The sequence below is a fragment of the Saccharothrix lopnurensis genome (assembly GCF_042658445.1).
Lineage (GTDB): Bacteria > Actinomycetota > Actinomycetes > Mycobacteriales > Pseudonocardiaceae > Actinosynnema > Actinosynnema lopnurensis.
Genome location: NZ_JBHSQO010000003.1, coordinates 82382 through 102949 on the forward strand (window position 1 = coordinate 82382; position 20568 = coordinate 102949).

16 protein-coding genes are annotated in these 20568 nt (G+C 73.4%); 8 read left to right on the top strand and 8 right to left on the bottom strand.

All coding sequences use genetic code 11. From position 1 onward, the window contains the following. Positions 1 to 96: 96 nt before the first annotated feature. Positions 97 to 1344, bottom strand: coding sequence for a family 16 glycosylhydrolase (locus ACFP3R_RS04165; protein WP_380633001.1), 1248 nt, complete (start codon positions 1342 to 1344; stop codon positions 97 to 99). Between the two features lie 139 nt (positions 1345 to 1483). Here ACFP3R_RS04165 and paaZ point away from each other — a divergent pair, with 139 nt between their 5' ends. Both paaZ and ACFP3R_RS04175 read left to right on the top strand, forming a co-directional pair. Next, positions 1484 to 3508 (top strand): phenylacetic acid degradation bifunctional protein PaaZ, encoded by a 2025-nt coding sequence (gene paaZ, locus ACFP3R_RS04170; protein ID WP_380633003.1) that lies wholly within the window; start codon positions 1484 to 1486, stop codon positions 3506 to 3508. A 130-nt stretch (positions 3509 to 3638) separates the two neighbouring features. Then, entirely contained in the window at positions 3639 to 4478 is an 840-nt protein-coding gene (locus tag ACFP3R_RS04175; RefSeq protein ID WP_380633005.1) for an aldo/keto reductase, read from the top strand. A 4-nt stretch (positions 4479 to 4482) separates the two neighbouring features. On the opposite strand, the gene ACFP3R_RS04180 is transcribed toward ACFP3R_RS04175, so the two are convergent. After that, a complete protein-coding gene (locus ACFP3R_RS04180; RefSeq protein ID WP_380633007.1) occupies positions 4483 to 5142 on the bottom strand; it encodes an MOSC domain-containing protein in 660 nt (219 codons plus the stop codon). 96 nt (positions 5143 to 5238) lie between these two features. Here ACFP3R_RS04180 and ACFP3R_RS04185 point away from each other — a divergent pair, with 96 nt between their 5' ends. Then, on the top strand, positions 5239 to 5958 hold the full coding sequence (locus tag ACFP3R_RS04185; RefSeq protein ID WP_380633009.1) for a LolA-like protein: 720 nt from the start codon (positions 5239 to 5241) through the stop codon (positions 5956 to 5958). A 32-nt stretch (positions 5959 to 5990) separates the two neighbouring features. Here ACFP3R_RS04185 and ACFP3R_RS04190 read toward each other — a convergent pair whose 3' ends face one another. The 5 genes from ACFP3R_RS04190 to ACFP3R_RS04210 form a co-directional block, all read right to left on the bottom strand. Continuing rightward, positions 5991 to 6683 carry a peptidylprolyl isomerase gene (locus tag ACFP3R_RS04190; protein ID WP_380633011.1) on the bottom strand — a complete coding sequence of 231 codons (693 nt, stop codon included), beginning with the start codon at positions 6681 to 6683 and terminating at the stop codon, positions 5991 to 5993. A gap of 10 nt (positions 6684 to 6693) precedes the next feature. Then, positions 6694 to 9645 carry an AAA family ATPase gene (locus ACFP3R_RS04195; protein WP_380633012.1) on the bottom strand — a complete coding sequence of 984 codons (2952 nt, stop codon included), beginning with the start codon at positions 9643 to 9645 and terminating at the stop codon, positions 6694 to 6696. A gap of 90 nt (positions 9646 to 9735) precedes the next feature. Continuing rightward, positions 9736 to 9945, bottom strand: coding sequence for a hypothetical protein (locus ACFP3R_RS04200; protein ID WP_380633014.1), 210 nt, complete (start codon positions 9943 to 9945; stop codon positions 9736 to 9738). Further along, entirely contained in the window at positions 9942 to 12704 is a 2763-nt protein-coding gene (locus ACFP3R_RS04205) for a type 2 lanthipeptide synthetase LanM family protein (protein WP_380633016.1), read from the bottom strand. The genes ACFP3R_RS04200 and ACFP3R_RS04205 overlap by 4 nt, the downstream gene beginning before the upstream one ends. A 204-nt stretch (positions 12705 to 12908) precedes the next feature. Beyond that, positions 12909 to 13448, bottom strand: a complete 540-nt coding sequence (locus ACFP3R_RS04210; RefSeq protein ID WP_380633018.1) for a hypothetical protein — start codon at positions 13446 to 13448, stop codon at positions 12909 to 12911. Positions 13449 to 13556: 108 nt separating this feature from the next. On the opposite strand from ACFP3R_RS04210, the gene ACFP3R_RS04215 reads away from it, so the two are divergent. From ACFP3R_RS04215 to ACFP3R_RS04235, 5 genes are all read left to right on the top strand, one after another. Next, positions 13557 to 14558 carry a LacI family DNA-binding transcriptional regulator gene (locus ACFP3R_RS04215; RefSeq protein ID WP_380633019.1) on the top strand — a complete coding sequence of 334 codons (1002 nt, stop codon included), beginning with the start codon at positions 13557 to 13559 and terminating at the stop codon, positions 14556 to 14558. A 688-nt stretch (positions 14559 to 15246) separates the two neighbouring features. Next, positions 15247 to 16605, top strand: coding sequence for an ABC transporter substrate-binding protein (locus ACFP3R_RS04220; protein ID WP_380633021.1), 1359 nt, complete (start codon positions 15247 to 15249; stop codon positions 16603 to 16605). Beyond that, the gene (locus ACFP3R_RS04225) at positions 16605 to 17474 is read left to right on the top strand and encodes a carbohydrate ABC transporter permease (RefSeq protein ID WP_380633023.1); all 870 of its coding nucleotides are present in this window, start codon (positions 16605 to 16607) and stop codon (positions 17472 to 17474) included. Before ACFP3R_RS04220 ends, ACFP3R_RS04225 begins: the two co-directional genes overlap by 1 nt. Next, positions 17471 to 18310, top strand: coding sequence for a carbohydrate ABC transporter permease (locus tag ACFP3R_RS04230; protein WP_380633025.1), 840 nt, complete (start codon positions 17471 to 17473; stop codon positions 18308 to 18310). Before ACFP3R_RS04225 ends, ACFP3R_RS04230 begins: the two co-directional genes overlap by 4 nt. Before the next feature lie 142 nt (positions 18311 to 18452). Further along, positions 18453 to 19976 (top strand): glycoside hydrolase family 13 protein, encoded by a 1524-nt coding sequence (locus ACFP3R_RS04235; protein WP_380633030.1) that lies wholly within the window; start codon positions 18453 to 18455, stop codon positions 19974 to 19976. Between the two features lie 41 nt (positions 19977 to 20017). On the opposite strand, the gene ACFP3R_RS04240 is transcribed toward ACFP3R_RS04235, so the two are convergent. Continuing rightward, a complete protein-coding gene (locus ACFP3R_RS04240) occupies positions 20018 to 20485 on the bottom strand; it encodes a MarR family winged helix-turn-helix transcriptional regulator (RefSeq protein WP_380633033.1) in 468 nt (155 codons plus the stop codon). Between the last annotated feature and the right edge of the window lie 83 nt (positions 20486 to 20568).

A 20568-nucleotide genomic window follows, 5' to 3' on the forward strand; every position in this document is an offset into this window, starting at 1 on the left:
GACGGGGAGAGTCGTCGGTCGCGGGGGTCCCGGCCGCTCCGGCTCGGATCGGTCACCGGCCCCCGGCACGTGCTCCCGGGACCGGTTGCCCGCCGATCAGGCCGCGACGTTCCACTTCTGGTTGGCGGCCCCGGTGCACGTCCAGATGTGGAGCCGGGTGCCGTTGGCGGAGCTGTTGTTCTGCGCGTCCAGGCACTTGTTCGCCTGGATGTTCACGATGTCGTTGGCCCCGCTGACGGCCCACCGCTGGGCCCCGCTGCCGTTGCAGTCCCACAGCTGCACCAGGGTGCCGTCGGCGGTGCCGCCGGAGGCCGCGTCCAGGCACTTGCCCAGGGCGCGGAGGGTCTCACCCTGGCGGGTCCACTGCTGCGCCGCGCTGCCGTTGCAGTCGTAGAGCTGCACCGCGGTGCCGTTGGCGGGGTTCGCGCCGGCCACGTCCACGCACTTGCCGCCGATGCCGGTGATCCGGTTCCCGCCCGCGGGCGGGTTGCCGTCGACGGTGGAGACGCGCACGTAGTCGATCACGAACTGCTGCGGGAACGTGGTGCTGGCGTCCGGGTAGCCCGGCCACTCACCGCCGACCGCGAGGTTGAGGATGATGAAGAACGGCTTGTTGAACACCCACTGCCGGCCGCCGAGGTCGGCGGGCGTGCGGCGCTGGAAGACGTTCCCGTCCACGGACCACGCGATGCCGCTGGGCGACCACTCGATGGCGAAGGTGTGGAAGCCGTCGGCGAAGTTGGGGCCGTTGTACGCCGAGCCGATGCCGCCCGCGCCGGAGTAGCCGGGGCCGTGGATGGTGCCGTAGACCGTGTCCAGGTCGTGGCCCAGGAACTCCATGATGTCGATCTCACCGCTGCCCGGCCACGGGTTGCCGGAGTTGATGTCCTGGCCGAGCATCCAGAACGCGGGCCAGATGCCCTTGCCGCGCGGCATCTTCATCCGCGCCTCCACCTTGCCGTAGGTGGTGGTGAACTTGCCGGCGGTGTTGATCCGGGCGGAGGTGTACTGGCAGCGGCCGTACCAGCAGTTCCAGTTGCCGGGGTTCTCCTTGCGAGCGGTGATGACCAGGTTGCCCTGGCCGTCCATCGAGGCGTTGCTCGCGGAGTTCGTGTACCACTGGTGCTCGCGGTTGTTGCCGTTGTTGTTGCCCGTCTCCGTGTTCCACCTGGAGCCGTCGACCCGCGTGCCCGCGGCGCCGTTGAACTCGTCGGCCCAGGTGACGGCCATGGTGCCCACACCGGGGTCGGCGGCGGGTGCGGCGACCACGCCCTGCTGCGCGACGGGCACCGCGAGGGCGCTCAGGGCGAGCGCGACCGCACTCACCACCACTCGTGTCCTCATCGACACTCCCTTCAACTCTGGCGGCGGCCAGGGCAGAACTTACTGCATGGCCTTTAATCAAGTCACGATGAAAGTAGGGGGCTCTACTCTTCGACCCAGGCCGGGACACCCACCGGCACGACGAGGAGGTCAACACCCGATGGCCATGCTGCGCAGCTACGTGTCCGGACGCTGGCACACCCCCGACGGCGAGGGCGCGCCCCTGCACGACGCGGTGACCGGCGAGGAGATCGCCCGGATCTCGTCGCGGGGGATCGACATGGCGGCGGCCCTGGACCACGGCAGGCGCGTCGGCGGCCCGGCCCTGCGCGAGCTGACGTTCCACCAGCGCGCCGCCCTGCTCAAGGCCCTGGCCTCGCACCTGCGCGAGCACCGCGACGAGCTGTACGCGCTGTCCGCCCGCTCGGGCGCGACCAGGACGGACTCGCTGATCGACGTGGACGGCGGCATCGGCGTGCTGTTCGGCTACGCGAGCAAGGCCAAGCGCGAGCTGCCCAACGACCGGGTCTACGTGGACGGCCCGGTCGAGCCGCTGAGCCGGGGCGGCACCTTCGTCGGCAGGCACATCGCCACCCCGCTGCGGGGCGTGGCCGTGCAGATCAACGCCTTCAACTTCCCGATGTGGGGCCCGCTGGAGAAGTTCGCGCCGGCCTTCATCGCCGGGGTCCCCTCGCTGGTCAAGCCCGCCTCGCAGACCGCCTACATCACGGAGGCGCTCGTCGGGCTCATGCTCGGCTCCGGCCTGCTGCCCGAGGGCTCCCTCCAACTCGTCTCGGGCGGCGCGGGCGACCTGCTCGACCACCTCACCGAGCAGGACCTGGTCGGCTTCACCGGGTCCGCGTCGACGGCCCGGCTGCTGCGCACCCACCCGACCGTGGTCCGCAACAGCGTGCGGTTCAACGCCGAGGCCGACTCGCTGAACTGCTCGATCCTCGGCCCCGACGCGGTCGCGGGCACGCCCGAGTTCGACCTGTTCGTCAAGCAGCTGGTCGCCGAGATGACGGCCAAGGCCGGCCAGAAGTGCACCGCGATCCGGCGCGCCCTGGTCCCCGCCGGGCTGCTGGACGCGGTGGCGGAGGCGGCGAGCGCGCGGCTGGCGAAGGTGGTGATCGGCAACCCCGCGAACGAGACCGTGCGGATGGGCGCGCTGGCCGGGCTGGAGCAGCGCGAGGAGGTGCGGCGGTCGCTGAAGGCGCTGCTGGCGGCCGGCGAAATCGTGCACGGCTCGCTCGACCGCGTGGACGTGGTGGACGCCGACGCCGAGCGCGGCGCGTTCCTGTCCCCGGTGCTGCTCAAGGCGGACCCCGACCACGCCGAACCGCACGAGGTCGAGGCGTTCGGGCCGGTGTCGACGCTGCTGCCCTACCGGGACGCGGCGCACGCCGTCGAGCTGGCCGCGCGGGGCGCGGGCAGCCTGGTCGGCTCGGTCGTCACCCACGACCTGGACTTCGCGCGCGAGGTGGTGCTCGGGGTGGCCCCGTGGCACGGCCGCCTGCTGGTGCTCGACCGCGACGACGCGAAGGAGTCCACGGGGCACGGCTCGCCGCTGCCGGCGCTGGTCCACGGCGGTCCGGGGCGCGCGGGCGGCGGCGAGGAGATGGGCGGGATGCGCGGCGTGCTGCACCACATGCAGCGCACCGCCGTGCAGGCGAGCCCGCGGGTGCTCGGCGCGGTCACCAACCAGTGGGTCACCGGCGCCCCGCGCACGGAGTCGGACGTGCACCCGTTCCGCAAGTCGCTGCGGGAGCTGCGGATCGGTGACTCCGTGGTCGCCGGGCCGCGCGTGGTGACGATGGCGGACGTCGAGCACTTCGCCGAGTTCACCGGCGACACCTTCTACGCCCACCTGGACCAGGAGGCCGCGGCGGCGAACCCGTTCTTCGGCGGCCGGGTCGCGCACGGCTACCTGGTCGTGTCGTTCGCGGCGGGGCTGTTCGTCTCCCCCGAGCCGGGGCCGGTGCTGGCCAACTACGGCCTGGAGAACCTGCGGTTCGTCACGCCGACGTTCCCGGGCGACGAGCTGACCGTGACGCTGACCGCCAAGCAGATCACGCCGCGCGAGGACCAGGACTACGGCGAGGTCCGGTGGGACGCCGACGTGGTCAACCAGAAGGGCGAGTCGGTGGCGAAGTACGACGTGCTCACGCTGGTCACCAAGGAGTAGGGGAGCGGGCCCCGGCCGGGTGGCCGGGGCCCGTCCCGCGCGGGCGGGGACCACGGGCCGGGAACAACGGGGCGGCCCCGCGGTGTTGCGCCAGGTGAAGATCGTTCCCGACGGACGAGGAGCACCACAGTTGGCCGGCACCACCACGATCGGCGGCGACCTGACGGTCAACCGCCTGGGCTTCGGCGCCATGCGGTTGACCGGGCGGGGCATCTGGGGCCACCCGGCGGACCGCGACAACGCGGTCGCCGTGCTGCGCCGCGCGGTCGAGCTCGGCACCACCTTCATCGACACCGCGGACTCCTACGGCCCGCACGTCAACGAGGAGTTGATCAAACGGGCGCTGCACCCGTACGCGGACGACCTGGTCATCGCCACCAAGGGCGGCCTGCTGCGGACCGGCCCGGACCAGTGGGTCCCGCTGGGCAGGCCCGCCTACCTGCGGCAGGCGGTGGAGACCAGCCTGGTGCGCCTGGGCGTCGAGCGCATCGACCTCTACCAGCTGCACCGCGTCGACCCCGAGGTGCCGCTGGAGGACCAGCTCGGCGTGCTGGGCGAGCTGCGGGACGAGGGCAAGATCCGGCACATCGGCCTGTCCGAGGTCGGCGTCGACCAGGTCCGCGCCGCGCGGGCCGTCGTGCCGGTCGTCAGCGTGCAGAACCTCTACAACCTGGCCAACCGCGGCCACGAGGACGTGCTGGAGCACTGCGAGGCGAACGGCATCGCGTTCATCCCGTGGTTCCCGGTGGCGACCGGCGACCTCGCCCGCCCCGGCGGCGTGCTGGACGCGGCGGCCGCGGAGTACGGGGCCACGCCCGCCCAGCTCGCGCTGGCGTGGCTGCTGCGCCGGTCGCCGGTCGTGCTGCCGATCCCCGGCACCTCGTCCCTCGCGCACCTGGAGGAGAACACCGCGGCGGCGGGCGTCGAGCTGGCGCCGGAGGCGTTCGAGAAGCTGTCCGCCCTGGCCTGAGCCGCTAGGCGGGGCGGGGCAGCCGCCGCGCGACCTTGCGCCGCAGCTTGTCCGGCAGGTCGTCGCCCGCCGCCAGCAGGCCGGGCAGCAGCTCGGGCTCGGACAGCACCGCGCGGAACGCGTGGGCGATCGTGACGTCGTGGTCGGGCCGGTGCTCGACCACGACCTCGTCCCCCGCCGTGACCGTGCCGGGCTCCAGCACCCGCAGGTACGCCCCGGGCAGCGCGCGCCGGGTGAAGGTCTTCACCCAGCCGCGCCGCTCCATCACCCGGGCGAACGTCCGGCACGGCACGCGCGGGTAGGTCACCTGGAGCAGCGTCCCGCCCACCCGCCAGCGCTCGCCCAGCCGCGCGCCGGACACGTCCAGGCCCACCGTGGTCAGGTTCTCCCCGAACAGCCCCGGCGGCACCTCGTGGCCCAGCTCCTCCGCCCAGGCGTCCAGGTCCTCCCGCGCGTAGGCGTACACCGCCTGGTCGTCGCCGCCGTGGTGGCGCAGGTCCGAGATGTGGTCCCCGACCAGGCCGCTGCCGCCCACGCCCCGGGGACCGGGCGCGCGGACCTCGACGGGGGTGGGGACGGGGCGCTTGCCGATGCCGGTGTGGCCGGTGTCCGAGTCCTCGAACGCGACGCGGGAACCGAGGTTGACGGAGAGCACGTGAGGCATGGCGCCGACGGTAGTCCAGGCACTTCGCGGGTTCGCGCCCACGAGCGGGGGCGCGTGGGGGAGGATGGCGGGACCACACCGCTCCCGGGGAGGACCATGCGCAGGGCAGCAGTCGCGTTCGTGCTGGCCGCGGTGCTGTCGGGCTGCGCGGAGCGGACCGGCCTGCCGGAACCGACGCTGGGCCCGGTCCTGGACGACAGCGCCGCGCTGGTCGCTCTGGTCGGGGGACGCGCCGACGAGCAGCGCTCGGTCCGGTTCGACGCGGAGACCACCATGTCCGGGCTCGACGTGGGGCTGAACGGCGACCTGGTGCGCGCCCGCGAGGGCCGGCTGGTGTCGCTGACCGACTCCGCGACCGACGTGGTCGTGCTGGCCGACGCGGGGTGGTCGCGCGGCCCCGGCGGCGCCTGGACCCGGCACGAGCTGGCCGACCGGGCGCCGGTGCGGGCGGACACCACGGTGGCCGGCCTGCCGGACGAGGTCGACCCGGCCGCGGTGGTGCGCTCGCTGGCGGGCAGCCTGGTCGTGTCGCGGGACGACGTGGACCTGGACGGCGTGCCGACGCACCGCTACACCATGCTCGTCGACCTGCGGCGGCAGGCGGACCGGACGACCGGCACCACCCGCCGCGCGCAGCTCATGGCGGCCTACGAGTCGGGCTTCACCGCGACGGCGACGGTGTGGGTGGGGCCCGGCGACCTGCCGGTGAGGGTGGAGCAGGTGATGAAGACGCTGGACGAGAACGTCTTCCAGCGCACCCTGCACCGGTTCACCGACTGGAACGCCGACCTCCGGGTGACCGCGCCCGCCCGGTAGTTCCTCAGCGGGGTTGCCCCAGCGGAGTCGCCTCAGCGGAACCGCTGGGCCCGCTCGACGTCCGCGGTCAGCGCCGGCGCGCCGTCCACCCCGCCGCCGACGACCCCGCCCGCCGCGATCCGGTCCAGCGTCGCCAGCCCGGCCTCGGTCACCCGGCCGAACACCGCGTAGTCGGGCCGCAGCACCGAGTCCGACGTGACCAGGAAGAACTGGCTCCCGTTCGTGTCCGGCCCCGCGTTCGCCATGGCCAGCGTGCCGCGCGGGTAGGTCCGCCGCGGGCCGGTCGGGTCGTTCGGCGCCGGCGGCAGCGTGGTGGGCAGCTCGTCCCGGTACCGGTAGCCGGGACCGCCCTCGCCCGTGCCCGACGGGTCGCCGCACTGGAGCACCTTCAGCGTCGGGTACGCCGTCAACCGGTGGCACGTGGTCGCGTCGTAGAAGCCCCTGCGCACCAGGTGCAGGAAGCTCTGCACCGTGCAGGGCGCCTGCGCCCGGTCCAGCACCACCGGCACCGGACCCCGGTTCGTCTTCAGCAGCACCCCGGGGTGGCCGCGGTCCGGCGTGCGCCGCGGGTCGGGCGGCAGGGGGACCGGCCGGGCGGCGGGCTCGTCCGGCGTCCTCGTGTAGCCGCACGGCCCGTGCGTCGTATCCGGCGGCGTCGGGGGCGACGCCTGCGCCGTCCCGCCACCGAGGACCGCGGTCAACGCCACCACCAGCAGGATTCTCACCACACCAGGTCTAGCGGACCCCGTCGGGACCCCACCAGGGCCGGACGGCGGGTCCCAGCGCCGCCGCGAACGCGCTGAGCTCCTCCCGGTCGGACCGACCGGTCTTGGTGATCAGGCTCGCCACGTGCTTCTCCACCGTGCGCGGCGAGATGTGCAGCCTGGTCGCGATCGCCTTGTTCCCCAGCCGCCCCGCGAGCAGCCGGAACACCTCGAACTCGCGCACCGTCACGCCCCGCTCCCGCAGCTCCCCCGGCACCTGGTCCGACCCGGTCCGCCGCTGCGGCACGGTGGCCCCGGCCTGCCGCAGCAGCGCGCGGCACGCGCCGGCCACCGCCGCGTGCCCGGCCTGGTGGAAGAACTCCTCGGTCGGCCGCAGCCACGCCACCGGCTCGCCCCAGCCGTCCGCCACCGCCGCCTCCGCCACCAGCCGCAGGCCCAGGTGCCGGGCCAGCGGGTAGATCGACGCCGCGTCCCGGGCCGCCCGCACCGCCTGCGCGGCCTCGGCCTCCCGCCCCGCGCGACCCGCCAGCACCGCCAGCGCGAGCTGCCCGAACACCCGGTTCCAGCGCATCCCGGCCGCCGCGGGCCGCGTCGCCGCGCGGTAGGCGTCCTGGTCGAGCCGCCCGGACAGCGCGTCGAGCAGCAGCTGGAGCCCGTGCCGACCGGACAGGTGGTAGACGGTCGGCGTCTCCTCCTCGTGGGCCAGCGCCCGCGCCAGGTCCCGCTCGGCCGCCGCCCGGTCCTCCTCCAGCAGCGCGCAGAACGCCCGCGCCAGGCCATAGCACAGCGGCCGCTCCTGCGAGCCGACCCCGCCGACCTCGTCGAACGCCTCGATCGCGGCGTCCATCTCGGCCCGCCTGCCCTGGTGCGCCGCCGCGGTGGCCTGCGCCATCAGCCCGTACAGGGTCAGGTGCTTGAGCTGCAACCGCCGGGTGTCCGCGACGGTCCGCGCCAGCTCCTCCGCCGCGCCGTCGTACTCCCCGCGCAGCACGGCGTCCAGCCCGAGGATGCAGTCCGCGTTGTAGGCCAGGCTGATCGCGCCGACCCGCAGCGCCTCCTCGTGCACCTCCACCAGCCCCGTCGCCGACCCGTCGGCCAGCCACTCCAGGCCCGCCTGCCTCAGCAGCGCCCACACCCGCTGGATGATCAGCCCGTGCTCCTCGGCCAGCTCGCGCGCCCGGCTGAAGCACTCGGTGGCCAGGCCCAGGTCGCGGTCGCGCGCCAGCACGCCCAGCAGCTGCCACGTCTCGCAGCCCACCTCGGGCAGCGGCACGCGCTTGGCCGCGTCGGCCGCGCGCCGGGCCAGGAACTCGGCCGTCGCGATCCGGTCCGGCACCTTCAGGTGCAGCGTCATCAGGGCCGCCACCGCGTCGAGCCGCGCCAGGTGCTCGTCGTCGGGCTCCGGGCCGAGCAGCGCGCGCGCCGTGTCCACGTGCACCGCGCTCTCGGTCCACCGGCCCGCGGTGTTGGCCACCTGGGCGAGCTTGGTGTGCAGCTCGGCCCGGCGCACCCGCGGCAGGCCCGCCGCGCTCAGCTCGGCCAGCGCGTCCACCAGCGCGAACGCCCGTTCGAACCGGCCCGCCTCGCCCAGCGCGGGCAGCAGCGAGTCCAGCACGTCGGCCCGGATCTCCACGTCCACCTGGCTGGCCAGCAGCCGGTGCGCGTGGTCGAGCAACCGCACCGCCGACCCGGCCGCGCCGTCGTCCAGCGCCCGCCGGCCCGCCTCGGCCAGCAGCACGCCCGCCTCCGCGTGCTGCCCCGCGTCCAACCGCAGCGACGCCACCAGCGCGCACCACTCGCCGGGCAGGTCGGGGTGCAGCTCCCGCACGGCGTCGGCGGTGCGGCGGCTCAGCTCGGCCCGGTGCGGCGGCGGCAGCTGGGCCAGCAGCGCCTCGGCGGTCAGCGGGTGCCGGAACGCGTACCAGTCGGGCACCGGCTCGTCCGGCGTCACCAGCTGCGCGGCGACGCCCGCGTGCAGGTGGGCCAGCATCCCCCGGTCGTCCATGCCGGTCACCCGGCGCAGCACCGACAGCGGGAACCGGTGGCCCAGCACCGCGGCCGTCGACAGCAGCTCGCGCCCCTGCGGGCCGAGCCGGTCTGTGCGGTGCGCGATCGCCCGCACCAGCGCGGTCGGCACGTCGACGCGCAGCTCGCCCAGCACCTGCCACCCGGCCGGGCCGCGCACCAGCTGACCGCTGTTGACCAGGCCGTGGAGGATCTCCTCGACGATGAACGGGTTGCCCGCGCTGTCCGCCCACAGCCGGTCCACGGCCTCGCCGGGCACCTCGTCGTCGGCCACCTCCAGGCACAGCGCGGCCAGTCGGCGCACCCGCGGCTCGTCCAACCGGCGCAGCTCCAGCAGCGCGCCCGCCTCCCGCTGGGCGGCCAGGCGCACCACGTCCAGCGTCGGCCCGGGGTCCGCGCGGGCGGTCACCAGCAGCGCGGCGGGCACCTCGTCGAGGTTGTCGGCCAGGTAGTCGACGACCGCCAGCGTCTCCGCGTCCGCGTCGTGCAGGTCCTCCAGCACCACCAGGCACGGCCGGTCCCGGCCGACCAGGGCCAGCAGCCGCAGCACCGCCTCGGCGAGCACCACCACGGAGTGCCCCTGCCGCGGCTGCTCCTCGACGCCCCACTCCGGCACGAGCCGGCCCAGCACCGCCTGGTACGGGCCGAGTTCGCGCAGGTCGGGGCCGTCACCGGCGCGCAGCAGCGACATCAGCGCCTCGGCCAGCGGCCGGAACGGCACGATCGGGCCGATCGTGCTGCCGCGGCCCCGCAGCACCCGCATCCCGCGGTCGAACGCGGCGCCGGCGGCGAAGCGCGCCAGCCGGGTCTTGCCGATGCCCGGCTCCCCGACGAGGAACACGGTGCGGCCCCGGCCGTCGACCGCGTCGGACAGTACCCGTTCGAGTACCCGGAGTTCTTCGTCGCGGCCGACCACGACCGGCGCGCGGTTGTGCATGGGGCGAACCTTAGCCAAGCCGAACTACCGCACGCCAAACTGCCCGCACCCCCAGTGTGGGCGGGCAGTTCGGCGGTCCGGCGGGACGGGCTACCCGTTGATGACGGGTGCGCTCACGGTCCCGCTGGCGGCGCTCGCGGTGACCACCGCGTAGGCGCCGACGGCGAGGGCCATGCCGGCCAGGGCCCGGGCGCGGCCACCGACCCGGCTCTTGCGGGACAGCGCCATGTCCCCGGCGGGGTGGTCGCCGTCCTGGGCCTCGTCCCAGGTGGTGACCGCGTCGTGGCCGGCGTTGCTCATCGGGTGTTCTCCTCGTGTGGGTCGGGGTGGTGCGGGGTGTCGAGCAGGAGCACGGAAGGCACCTGCCCGGGGAATCCGAGGCGGAGCAGGCCGTACCCGATGCCCGAGAGGCCGGTCAGCAGCCCGGCCGACGACACGCCGCCCGGGGTGCCGCAGCGGGCCCCGTACTGGTCCAGGGCGCCGAGGACCAGGCCGGCGCGCCGGGTCTGCATGGCCGAGGCCAGGGCGTGCCCGCGTTCGGCGAGCACGGTCAGCGCCTCGACCACGCCCAGTTCGCCGTGGCACAGGCTCAGGTCTCGCAAGGGGTCGTGCACCGCCAGGGCGTTCAGGCACCGGTCGAGGTGCAGGGTGTGGGTGTCGACCGGCTGGTCGGGGTGCGCGGCGTGCGCCAGCACGGCGCCGGCCAGGCCGGAGCACCAGCTGTGGTCGGCCTCCGCCACGTCGAGCAGCCGCTGCTTGAGCGCCTGGTCGGCACGCAGGTTCGCCCGCCCGGCCACACCGTACCGCTGCTCGCGGCTGACCCGCGCGTAGCGCAGCAGCGCCCAGCCGACACCCGCCCGGCCGCGGGCGAAGCCGTCGCCGCCCGGCGTGGCGGTGAGCAGCCGGTCGGCGTAGGCGCGGGCCAGCGCGTCGGCCGCGACCAGGCCGCTCTCGGCCCGCACCGCCATCATCGCGCCCAGGCCGCCGGCCCAGCCCTCGACCAGGTTGGCGGGGTCCTCGCCGCCGGCCTCGACCCCCGCCGCCACCTCCAGCGCGGTGCGCAGCCAGCCGGTGATCTCCGCGTCGTCCAGCAGGTTCGCCAGCCGGGCCAGGGCGTAGCAGATGCCGCCCAGGCCGTGGAACGCGCCGCTGCCCACGGTGACCGCCAGCTCGTCGTCCCGGGCGAACGCGTCGAGCAGGGCCGGGACCGGGGTGAGCGCCTCGCGGGCGAACTCCAGGTAGCGGTCGGCGCCGGTGAGCCGGCCCAGCTGCGCCAGGAACAGCGCGACGCCGGTGTAGCCGTTGGACAGGCCCGCGCCCATGGCCGACACCGCCCAGTGCCGGTCGTCGACCAGCTCCAGGCCGACCCAGTTCACCCGGCCGGGGGCCGTGGCGGCGTGCGCCAGCACCTCGTCGGCGACCCCGCACGCGGCCACCAGCAGCCGCTGCGGGTCCGGCACGCCCGCCTCCAGCGGGGCCGGCAGCACCTGCCCGGTGCGGTGCTCCACGGGGCGCGGCCGGCCCGCCAGCGCGGCGGTGATCAGCCACTGCTGGTGGTGCTTGTCGACCTCGTCCAGGGCCGAGACCTTGGCCACCACCGCGTCCAGGCCGGACACCGGCAGCAGGCCGGGCAGCCGCTCGCCCCGCGCGCTCCACGCGTCCCGGCTGTCCGGCCGGGTGGTGAACAGCGGCACGTCGCCCGCCCACAGGTCGGTCACCTCGTGCGGCACGAGCGCCCGCAGCACGTCCGAGTCGGCCGAGTCGTCCCACAGCAGCCGCAGCACGTCCTCCCGGTCGTCCGCGCCGCGCAGCGCGTCCGGGTGGGTCGACTCGTCCAGCAGCGTCGCGTACAGGTTGGTCATCCTGGGCACGAACCGCACCGGCAGGTCCGCGAAGCGGCCCAGCGCGCCCAGCAGCTCGTCGCGGTGGTCGCAGAGCGCGTCGTAGCCGATCCGGAACCCGGCCAGCAGCGCGCCCAGGTAGTCGGCGGGCTCGGCCTCCACGCCGTCGAGCACGGGCCGGTTGTGCGCGGGCGCCAGGGGGGTGGGCCTGCGCACCAGCCGCATCCGGTCGGTGCCGGCGTGCAGCCAGGCCACGCCGTCGACGGGGAAGCCGCGGTCGCCGCCGACGCCGCCCACGTCCAGCGCGCCGTGCTCGCCCAGCAGCACCAGCGGCAGCACGGCGGTGCGGTGCACGGACCGGGCCAGCGACCGCACCGCCGGGTCCGCCGGCACGCCGGTCTCGGGGTGGAACAGCGTCTCCACGTCCACCAGCACCGGCTGGTCACCGGCCGCGATCAGGTTCTCGTAGTGCATGTCGGTGCTGTCGACGACGTAGAGCAGGGCGGTCAGCGCGCCCAGCCGGTGGTAGAACCGGCCCACCTCGGCGACGTCCGCGCACGGCGCGTGCTCGACGAACTCCAGCCACCCGTGCCCGGACCGCGTCACCACGCGCGGCAGCCGCAGCCCCACCCCGGCGTGCCCGTCGAACCACGCCAGCAGGTCGACGAACTCCCGGTGCAGCGCCACCGACCTGGGCTTGTAGACGACGCGGCGCCCGTCGGCGAAGGTCAGCACGGCCACCGACCGGCCCCGCGCGTGCGGGTCGCCCCGGCCGACCTCCACGTGCGCGACCGCACCCGGGTCGCGGCCGTCCAGCAGCGCGCGGACGATCTCGTGGCGGTCCTCGGTGAAGCGGTCCAGCAGCTCGGTGTGCGCCTCGACCGCGTGCAGGCAGGCTTGCCCGAGCAGCCGCGCGAGCACCGGGTACTTGGCGAACAGGGCGGTCAGGTCCACCTGGCCGACGAAGGCGGCGAACCGGGCCTGCGGCGTGTCGCCGGCGAGCCGGCCGGCGACCCGCTCCAGGTTCAGCTCCAGCACGAGGGTCCGGGCGGCGATCCGGGCGAGCCGCCCGCCCAGCGACCGGGCGAAGTCGGCGCCCAGCCGCCGGTCGCGGGCCACCGCGGCGCGCACCAGCGGGCGCAGGGCGAACGCGAACGCCTCGTCCCAGCTCCCGCCGGGGAAGTCTGCACGGGCCGCGGTCGCGGAGGCGCGTTCCACGAACGCGGCCCATGAGGGCCGCCCGCGAGGGGCGACCGGTTCGTGGGGGTTCTCGCGGACGCCGCTCTGCCACCAGGCGGTGGGGGGCCGGTCTACGGCGGACGAGAACACGCTGCTCAAGGTGGCACGCGCCGAACCGGCCGCACATGGGGGCACCGCCCCCAGATTTGCGGTCACCCCGCGATCAGACCGCACATGTGCGGTTCAAGCGCAGTTCTCCGCGTGCCCGGCGGCGTCCCGGTAGTCGTCGGGGAGCGAGACGACACCCATCTTCTCGACCGCGTCGTTCATCACCGCGACGGCCTCGGTCATGTCCTGGATGGCGGAGGAGTACACCTCGACGGTCAGCTCGGGCGCCCCGTCCACGGTCGACTTGGCCTTGGCGAACTCGTCACGCGCCCGCCCCAGCGGCTCGCGGATGACCTCGACCGCCGTGTCGGCGGCGGGCTCGGGCGCGGGCGTCAGCTCGTCGAGGTCGTGCAGGACGACGTTCAACACGTCCACCACCCGCCCCAGCGACTCGCTGACGGCCTTCTTGGCCTGCGCCGGGTCCCCGGTGGGCGGGTCGAACTGGACACCGCCCGAAGCGATCATGTAATCGGCCACCGCGCAGAAGTTGTTCACCCAGCGCACGACCCCCGTGTCCGGCGCGGCGGGGAGCTCGCCCGGCACCGCCCGGCCCGCCACCGGCGTGCCGCAGCCCGCCACCCCGAACACCGCCAAGGCCACCACCCACCGCTTCACAGTGGAGTTGTACCCCAGCGGGCCCCGGTGGGGCGGCAAAACCGCCGGTCTCGCAAACGCGCGCAAACCACCGCAAGCCAAGCGTAAATCCTGCCCTATAGTTGCTACATGACGCAACGTCGGTTGGCAGAAGTGGCCGCGAAAGTAGGAGTGAGCGAGGCGACCGTCAGCCGCGTGCTCAACGGCAAGCCCGGCGTCTCCGACGCCACCAGGTCGGCCGTGCTCACCGCGCTGGACGTGCTGGGGTACGAGCGCCCCACGCAGCTGCGCGGCGAACGGGCCCGCCTGGTCGGCCTGGTCCTGCCGGAGCTCCAGAACCCGATCTTCCCCGCCTTCGCCGACGTGGTCGGCAACGCCCTGGCCCAGCGCGGCTTCACCCCGGTCCTGTGCACCAGGACCGCCGGCGGCGTCTCCGAGGCGGACTACCTGGAACTGCTCCTGGAACAGCACGTCTCCGGCGTCGTCTTCGCCGGCGGCCAGTACGCCCAGGCGGACGCCTCCCACGACCACTACCGCCAGATGACCCGCCGCAAGCTCCCGGCCGTGCTCATGAACGCCGCCATAGACGACCTCGGTTTCCCCAGGGTCTCCTGCGACGACGCGGTAGCCGTGGAACAGGCGTTCGGCCACCTCCTGGCCCTGGGCCACACCCGCATCGGCGCCGTCCTGGGCCCCACCGACCACGTCCCGTCCCGCCGCAAGCTGACCGCCCTCACCACCTGCGCCGAGAACGCCAACGCGGAACTCTTCGAAGAACACGCCATGTTCTCCCTGGAAGGAGGCCAAGCAGCCGCGACCCGCCTCCTGAACAAGGGCGTCACCGCCATCGTCTGCGCCTCCGACCCCCTGGCCCTGGGCGCGGTCCGGGCAGTCCGCCGCCAGGGCCTGAAAGTCCCGAACGACATCTCGATCGTCGGCTACGACGACTCGGCCTTCATGACCTGCACCGAACCCCCGCTGACCACCGTCCGCCAACCCATCGAAGCCATGGGCCGCGCAGCCGTGGAACTCCTGGCGAACCAGATCGCCGGCACAGCGGTCCCCGACGAAGAACTCCTCTTCGAACCAGAACTGGTGGTCCGCTCCTCCACCGCCCCGGCCCCCCGCTGACAGCACCACGCCAGGCACCCACCCCCCAGCACCCCCAGCGCCCCAGCACCTCCCACAGCACCTCATCGGACCCGCCACCAGCAACGGGTCCCGATTTGACATGGGTTCGAGTGCCATAGGCTGGTCGGAGCCGGCAGGCTCGGCGGGACGCTTTACCCCGCCGTGCCTGCCGGCTGCGGCCTGCCTCCGGTACTCGTAAGGGCCCCATGTCACATCGAGACCCTTCGCAACCAGGCACCCAGGGCTACCCAAGCCCAGCCCTCCCGCACCCGAGTGCAGAACTCACCCCTCCCGAACGTTCGACACGACAGTCCCGAACGTTCGACTCGCGCACCCCAACGCGCAACCACTCACCTCGGACCACCCCACGTCAACCGTGAACCCCACCGGCCCCAACCGTGAAACTCACCGGTCCTGAACGTACGACTCGCCCGACGCGAACGTACGACTCACCGGGCCCGAACGTACGACACGACCGGCCCGAACGTACGACTCGCGGAACCGAGATGTACCGGGACGACGCGCGCACCTCTATGGGAGCGCTCTCGCTTGAGCGGGGCTGTCAACCCGAGCCAGCAGGCTTACGAACCTGTGTCGCGAAGTTGCGGAATGAAGTAGACATCTTGCGGATATGTGTCAGGTAGACCTACCGTGTGCGCCACACCACACCCGAGGAGGGTCCGCCGACATGAACTCACCCAACCTCCGCAGAGCGGCGGGGTTGCTGCTGGCAGGCAGCCTGAGCCTCACCGCAGCCACGGCCTGTTCCCAGGGCGACGACCAGGGGGCCTCCAACGGCAAGGTCACGCTCGTCGTCAACGGCCAGCCACCGCAGACCCAGGCGTTCGACCGCAAGGTCTTCGACGAGGACGTCGCGGAGTTCGAAGCGGCCAACCCCGACATCGACATCGAGCCGCGCGAGGGGTTCATGGACCCCCAGACGTTCTCCGCGAAGCTGGCGGGTGGCCAGCTCGAAGACGTCTACTACGCCTACTTCACCGACCCGGCGAACCTCATCGCCCGCCGCCAGGCGGCCGACATCACCGAGTACGTCGAGGACGTGCCGAACTACGGCGCGATCCGCCAGGAGCTCCGCGACGTGTTCAGCGCGGACGGCAAGGTCTACGGCGTCCCCACCGCCAACTACTCCATGGGCCTGGTCTACAGCCGCAAGCTGTTCACCCAGGCCGGCCTGGACCCCGACCAGCCGCCGAAGACCTGGGACGACGTCCGGCAGGCCGCCAAGAAGATCGCGGACCTGCCCGGCAACGAGGTCGGCTTCGCCGAGTACAGCCGCGACAACCAGGGCGGCTGGCACTTCACCGCCTGGATGTACTCCGTGGGCGGCCGCATCGCCCGCCAGGACGGCGGCAAGTGGGTCGCGGACTTCAACAACGACCGGGGGAAGGAAGTCCTGAACCACCTCAGGGACATGCGCTGGACCGACAACAGCATGGGTGAGAAGCAGCTGCTGGTCATCGAGGACGTCCAGCAGATGATGGGCGCCGGCCAGCTCGGCATGTACATCGCCGCGCCGGACAACGTCCCCACCCTGGTCAACCAGTTCGACGGCGACTACGCCGACTACGGCCTGACCGCCATCCCCGAGGGCGAGGGCACGCTCATCGGCGGCGAGGGCTACATGGTCAACCCCAAGGCGTCGCCGGAGAAGATCCGCGCCGGCCTCAAGTGGGTGGCCTGGAAGTACCTCAACCCGGACCGCATCGAGAAGAACCTCCAGCGCTACAAGGACCAGGGCCAGCCCATCGGCCTGCCGGTCCCGCCGGCCGCCGACATCTGGACCGGCGACATCGCCGCCAAGCAGGACCAGCTCAAGAAGAGCATGGCCACCGTCCCGGTCGAGAACTTCCAGTCCTACGTGGACGTCAAGCCCGAGGGCCTCATCGAGCCGCCGAACGCCCAGCAGGTCTACGCGGTGCTCGACAACGTCATGCAGGCCGTGCTCACCAAGTCCGACGCGGACGTCGACCAGCTGCTGGCGGACGCCGAGGCCAAGGTGAACAACGTCCTCTCGCAGGTCAAGTGATGCGCCGCCGCGTCGCGGAGAACCTGACCGCGTACGGGTTCCTGGCCGCCGCCCTGGTCTGCTTCGCGGTGTTCTCCTGGTACCCGATCGCGCGCGGGGCCGTGCTGGGCTTCCAGCAGGTCGACTTCGTCAACGACCCCGTCTGGGTCGGCTGGGAGAACTTCGAACGCCTCTTCGCCGACCCCCTGTTCGCCACGGCGTGGCGCAACACCCTGCTGTTCACCGCGCTGGCGCTGGTCTTCGGCTTCGTCGTGCCGTTCCTGCTCGCGGTGGTGCTCAACGAGCTCCGGCACTTCAAGGCGTACTTCCGGCTGGTCGTGTACCTGCCGGTGATGCTGCCGCCCGTGGTCGCCGCGCTGATCTGGAAGTGGATGTACGACCCCGGTCCGGGCCTGCTCAACACCGCGTTGCGCGGGCTCGGGCTGGAGGGCCTGTCGTGGCTGGACAGCTCCGACACCTCGATGCTGTCCCTGGTGATCGTGGCGACCTGGGCGAACCTGGGCACCGCCACGCTCGTCTACCTGGCCGCCCTCCAGAGCATCCCGGGCGACCTGTACGAGGCGGCCGAGCTGGACGGCGCGGGCGTGCTGCGCAGGCTGTGGCACGTCACCGTCCCGCAGACCCGCTTCGTGCTGCTGGTGCTGCTCCTGCTCCAGGTCGTCGCGACCATGCAGGTGTTCACCGAGCCCTACGTGATGACCAGCGGCGGCCCCGACGACTCCACCGTCACCGTCCTGCTCCTGCTCTACCGCTACGCCTTCTACTACAACGACTTCGGCACCGCGAGTGCCCTGAGCCTGTTGCTGCTGCTGGTGCTCGGCGCGTTCACCGCGCTGTACCTGCGGGTGACGCGGAAGGCGGACGCGTGAGGACGCTCATCGCGCCGGGGCGGTCGCGCACCGGCTACACCATCGCCCTCGTCGTCACCACGGTCGTGCTCACCGCGGTCTTCGTCGTGCCCCTGCTCTGGGTCGTCGTCTCCGCCATGAAACCGGCCGTCGAGCTGGCCCGCGTGCCACCGACCGTGCTGCCGGACACCTGGACCCCGGGCACCTACGCGGAGGCGTGGGACCTGATGGACCTGGGCGCCTACTTCTGGAACACGGTCGTGGTCGCGGTGGGCGTGTGGGCGGTGCAGCTCGCCGTGGACGTGCCCGCCGCCTACGCGCTGTCCCGGCTCAAGCCGGTGCTGGGCCGGGGAATCCTCGGCGCGATGCTGGTGACCCTGATGATGCCCGCCGCGGTGCTGCTGGTCCCCACCTACATGACCATCGCCGACCTGGGCCTGCTCAACAACCCGGCCGCGCTGTGGCTGCTGGGCGCGGCGAACGCCTTCACGGTGTTCCTGCTCAAGCGGTTCTTCGACCAGCTGCCGGTGGAGGTGCTGGAGGCGGCCCGGATCGACGGCGCGAACCAGCTCACCATGCTGTGGCGGGTCGTGCTGCCGCTGTCCAGGCCGATCCTGGCGGTCGTGTCCATCTTCGCCGTGGTGGCCGCGTGGAAGGACTTCATCTGGCCGCTGCTGGTGTTCTCGGACCCGACGCGGCAGACGCTCAGCGTGGCGCTCCAGCGCTTCGCCCCCGACACCCCGGTCAACCTGCTGCTGGCGGGGCTCGTGCTCTCCAGCCTGCCGATGATCGGTCTGTTCCTGGTGTTCCAGCGGCACGTGCTCGCGGGTCTCACCGCGGGCAGCGTGAAGGGGTGACCCGGACACCCGTGCCAGGCCGACCCGACGCCCGCGTGAGGCCGGTCCCGCACCCGTGCGGGCCGGCCGACACCCACGCGGGGCCTGCCAGTACCGAAGGGACCCCGTCACCCGGGGGCCCATCACCGAGGGAGGGATCCACATGAACTGGTGGCGAGGTGCGGCCATCTACCAGGTGTACCCGCGCAGCTTCGCCGACGGCAACGGCGACGGGGTCGGGGACCTGGCGGGACTCCGCCAGAAGCTCCCCCACCTCGCCGAGCTGGGTGTGGACGCGATCTGGCTCAGCCCGTGGTACCCCTCCCCGATGGCCGACGGCGGCTACGACGTCGCCGACTACCGCGACATCGAACCGGTGTTCGGCACGCTCGTCGAGGCGGAGAAGCTGATCGGCGAGGCCCACGCCGTGGGCCTGCGGGTGATCATCGACATCGTCCCCAACCACTGCTCCGACCGGCACCCGTGGTTCCAGGAGGCCCTGGCGGGCCGGGGCCGCGACCGGTTCTGGTTCCACGAGGGCGACGAGCCGCCGAACGACTGGCGGTCCCGCTTCGGCGGGCCGGCGTGGAGCCGCACCCCCGACGGCAAGAGCTGGTACCTCCACCTCTACAGCCCCGAGCAGCCGGACCTGAACTGGACCAACCCCGAGGTCCGGGCCGAGTTCGAGTCGATCCTGCGGTTCTGGCTGGACCGCGGCATCGACGGCTTCCGCATCGACGTGGCCGACGGCCTGGTCAAGGACTTCTCCCGGCCGGACGCCGAGACCCCGTACTCCGACCAGGACGGCGTGCACGAGATCTACCGCTCCTGGCGGCGGGTGCTGGACGAGTACCCGGACGACCGGGTGTTCGTGGGGGAGATGTGGCTGCCGGACCCGGCGCGGTTCGCCCTCTACCTGCGGCAGGACGAGCTGCACTCGGCCTTCAACTTCGACTTCCTGTGCTGCCCGTGGGACCCGACCGAGCTGCGCCGGGTGATCGACGCGACGCTGGCCGCGCACGCGCCGGTGGGCGCGCCGCCCACCTGGGTGCTGTCCAACCACGACGTGACCCGGCACGTGTCGCGGATGGGCCGCGCGGACACCTCGTTCGACTTCGGCCGCCGCCAGCACCTCACCCCGACCGACCTGGAGCTGGGCGCGAAGCGGGCGCGGGCGGCGATCATGCTGACCACCGCGCTGCCCGGCTGCGTCTACGTCTACCAGGGCGAGGAGCTGGGCCTGGAGGAGGTCGACGACCTGCCGGACGAGCTGCGGGAGGACCCGGTGTGGGAGCGCTCGGGCCACACCGACCGCGGTCGGGACGGCTGCCGCGTGCCGATCCCGTGGGGCGACGACGGCGCGACGTGGCTGCCGCGGCCGGCGCACTGGGGGTCGCTGTCGGTGGCCGCGCAGACCGGGGACCCGGACTCGATGCTGGCGCACTACCGGAACGTGCTCGGGCTGCGGCACGCCGAGCGGGCGCTGGGCGACGGGCCGATGGAGTGGCTGGACCTCGGTCCGGGGGTGGTCGCGTTCGCCCGGGGCGACGACTTCGCCTGCGTGCTCAACCTGTCCGCCGAGCCGGTGGCCCTGCCGGAGCACGACGGGGTGCTGCTGACCAGCGGTCCCCTGGCCGACGGGGCGCTGCCGCCGGACACCGCGGCCTGGCTGCGCCGCACGCGCTGAGCGGTTGCCGGCAGCACCCCCGGGATTCCCGCCGGGTCCCCTCAGCAGGTGGGCGGTCCGGGGGCACCCGCCCCCGGACCGGCCTTCCCGGTCCGCTTCACCAGGTTGCACTCCAGCCGGCCGAGCACCCGCGCCGCCTCGGCCCGCTCGCGCTCGTCCATGCCGTCGACGGTCGCCTCCTCCAGCTCCCGCCACACGCGCTCCACCTCGCGGCGCAGCGCCTGGCTCGCCGTCGACGGCTCCACCAGCGTGGCGCGGCCGTCGTCCGGGTCGGGCACGCGGCGCACGAACCCGGCGCGCTCCAGCCGCTGCACGGTCCGCGTCATGGTGGCCGAGTCGGTGTCCAGCACGCAGCACAGCTCGGACTGCCGCCGCGGCCCGTGGTCCCACAGGTGCATCATCACCAGCTCCTGGCCCGGGTGGAGCCCCGCCTGCCTGAGCAGCTGACCCGCGAGCATCCGGTGCAGGCGCGCCACGCGGAAGATGGAGTGGCTGATCCGACCGTCCACCGCTGCCCCCGGCACAGGGATTGACGTGCGGATTTGGTCGTTGTCGGACATATCGACAGGGTACTCCGGTCCCGTTGTGATCG

Bases quoted from the DNA above. Each gene is read 5' to 3' on its own strand.
- ACFP3R_RS04180 (WP_380633007.1), bottom strand. From the start codon at position 5,142: ATGCCTCACGTGCTCTCCGTCAACCTCGGTTCCCGCGTCGCGTTCGAG.
- paaZ (WP_380633003.1), top strand. From the start codon at position 1,484: ATGGCCATGCTGCGCAGCTACGTGTCCGGACGCTGGCACACCCCCGAC.
- ACFP3R_RS04185 (WP_380633009.1), top strand. From the start codon at position 5,239: ATGCGCAGGGCAGCAGTCGCGTTCGTGCTGGCCGCGGTGCTGTCGGGC.
- ACFP3R_RS04220 (WP_380633021.1), top strand. From the start codon at position 15,247: ATGAACTCACCCAACCTCCGCAGAGCGGCGGGGTTGCTGCTGGCAGGC.
- ACFP3R_RS04215 (WP_380633019.1), top strand. From the start codon at position 13,557: ATGACGCAACGTCGGTTGGCAGAAGTGGCCGCGAAAGTAGGAGTGAGC.
- ACFP3R_RS04235 (WP_380633030.1), top strand. From the start codon at position 18,453: ATGAACTGGTGGCGAGGTGCGGCCATCTACCAGGTGTACCCGCGCAGC.
- ACFP3R_RS04200 (WP_380633014.1), bottom strand. From the start codon at position 9,945: ATGAGCAACGCCGGCCACGACGCGGTCACCACCTGGGACGAGGCCCAG.
- ACFP3R_RS04165 (WP_380633001.1), bottom strand. From the start codon at position 1,344: ATGAGGACACGAGTGGTGGTGAGTGCGGTCGCGCTCGCCCTGAGCGCC.
- ACFP3R_RS04225 (WP_380633023.1), top strand. From the start codon at position 16,605: ATGCGCCGCCGCGTCGCGGAGAACCTGACCGCGTACGGGTTCCTGGCC.
- ACFP3R_RS04195 (WP_380633012.1), bottom strand. From the start codon at position 9,645: ATGCACAACCGCGCGCCGGTCGTGGTCGGCCGCGACGAAGAACTCCGG.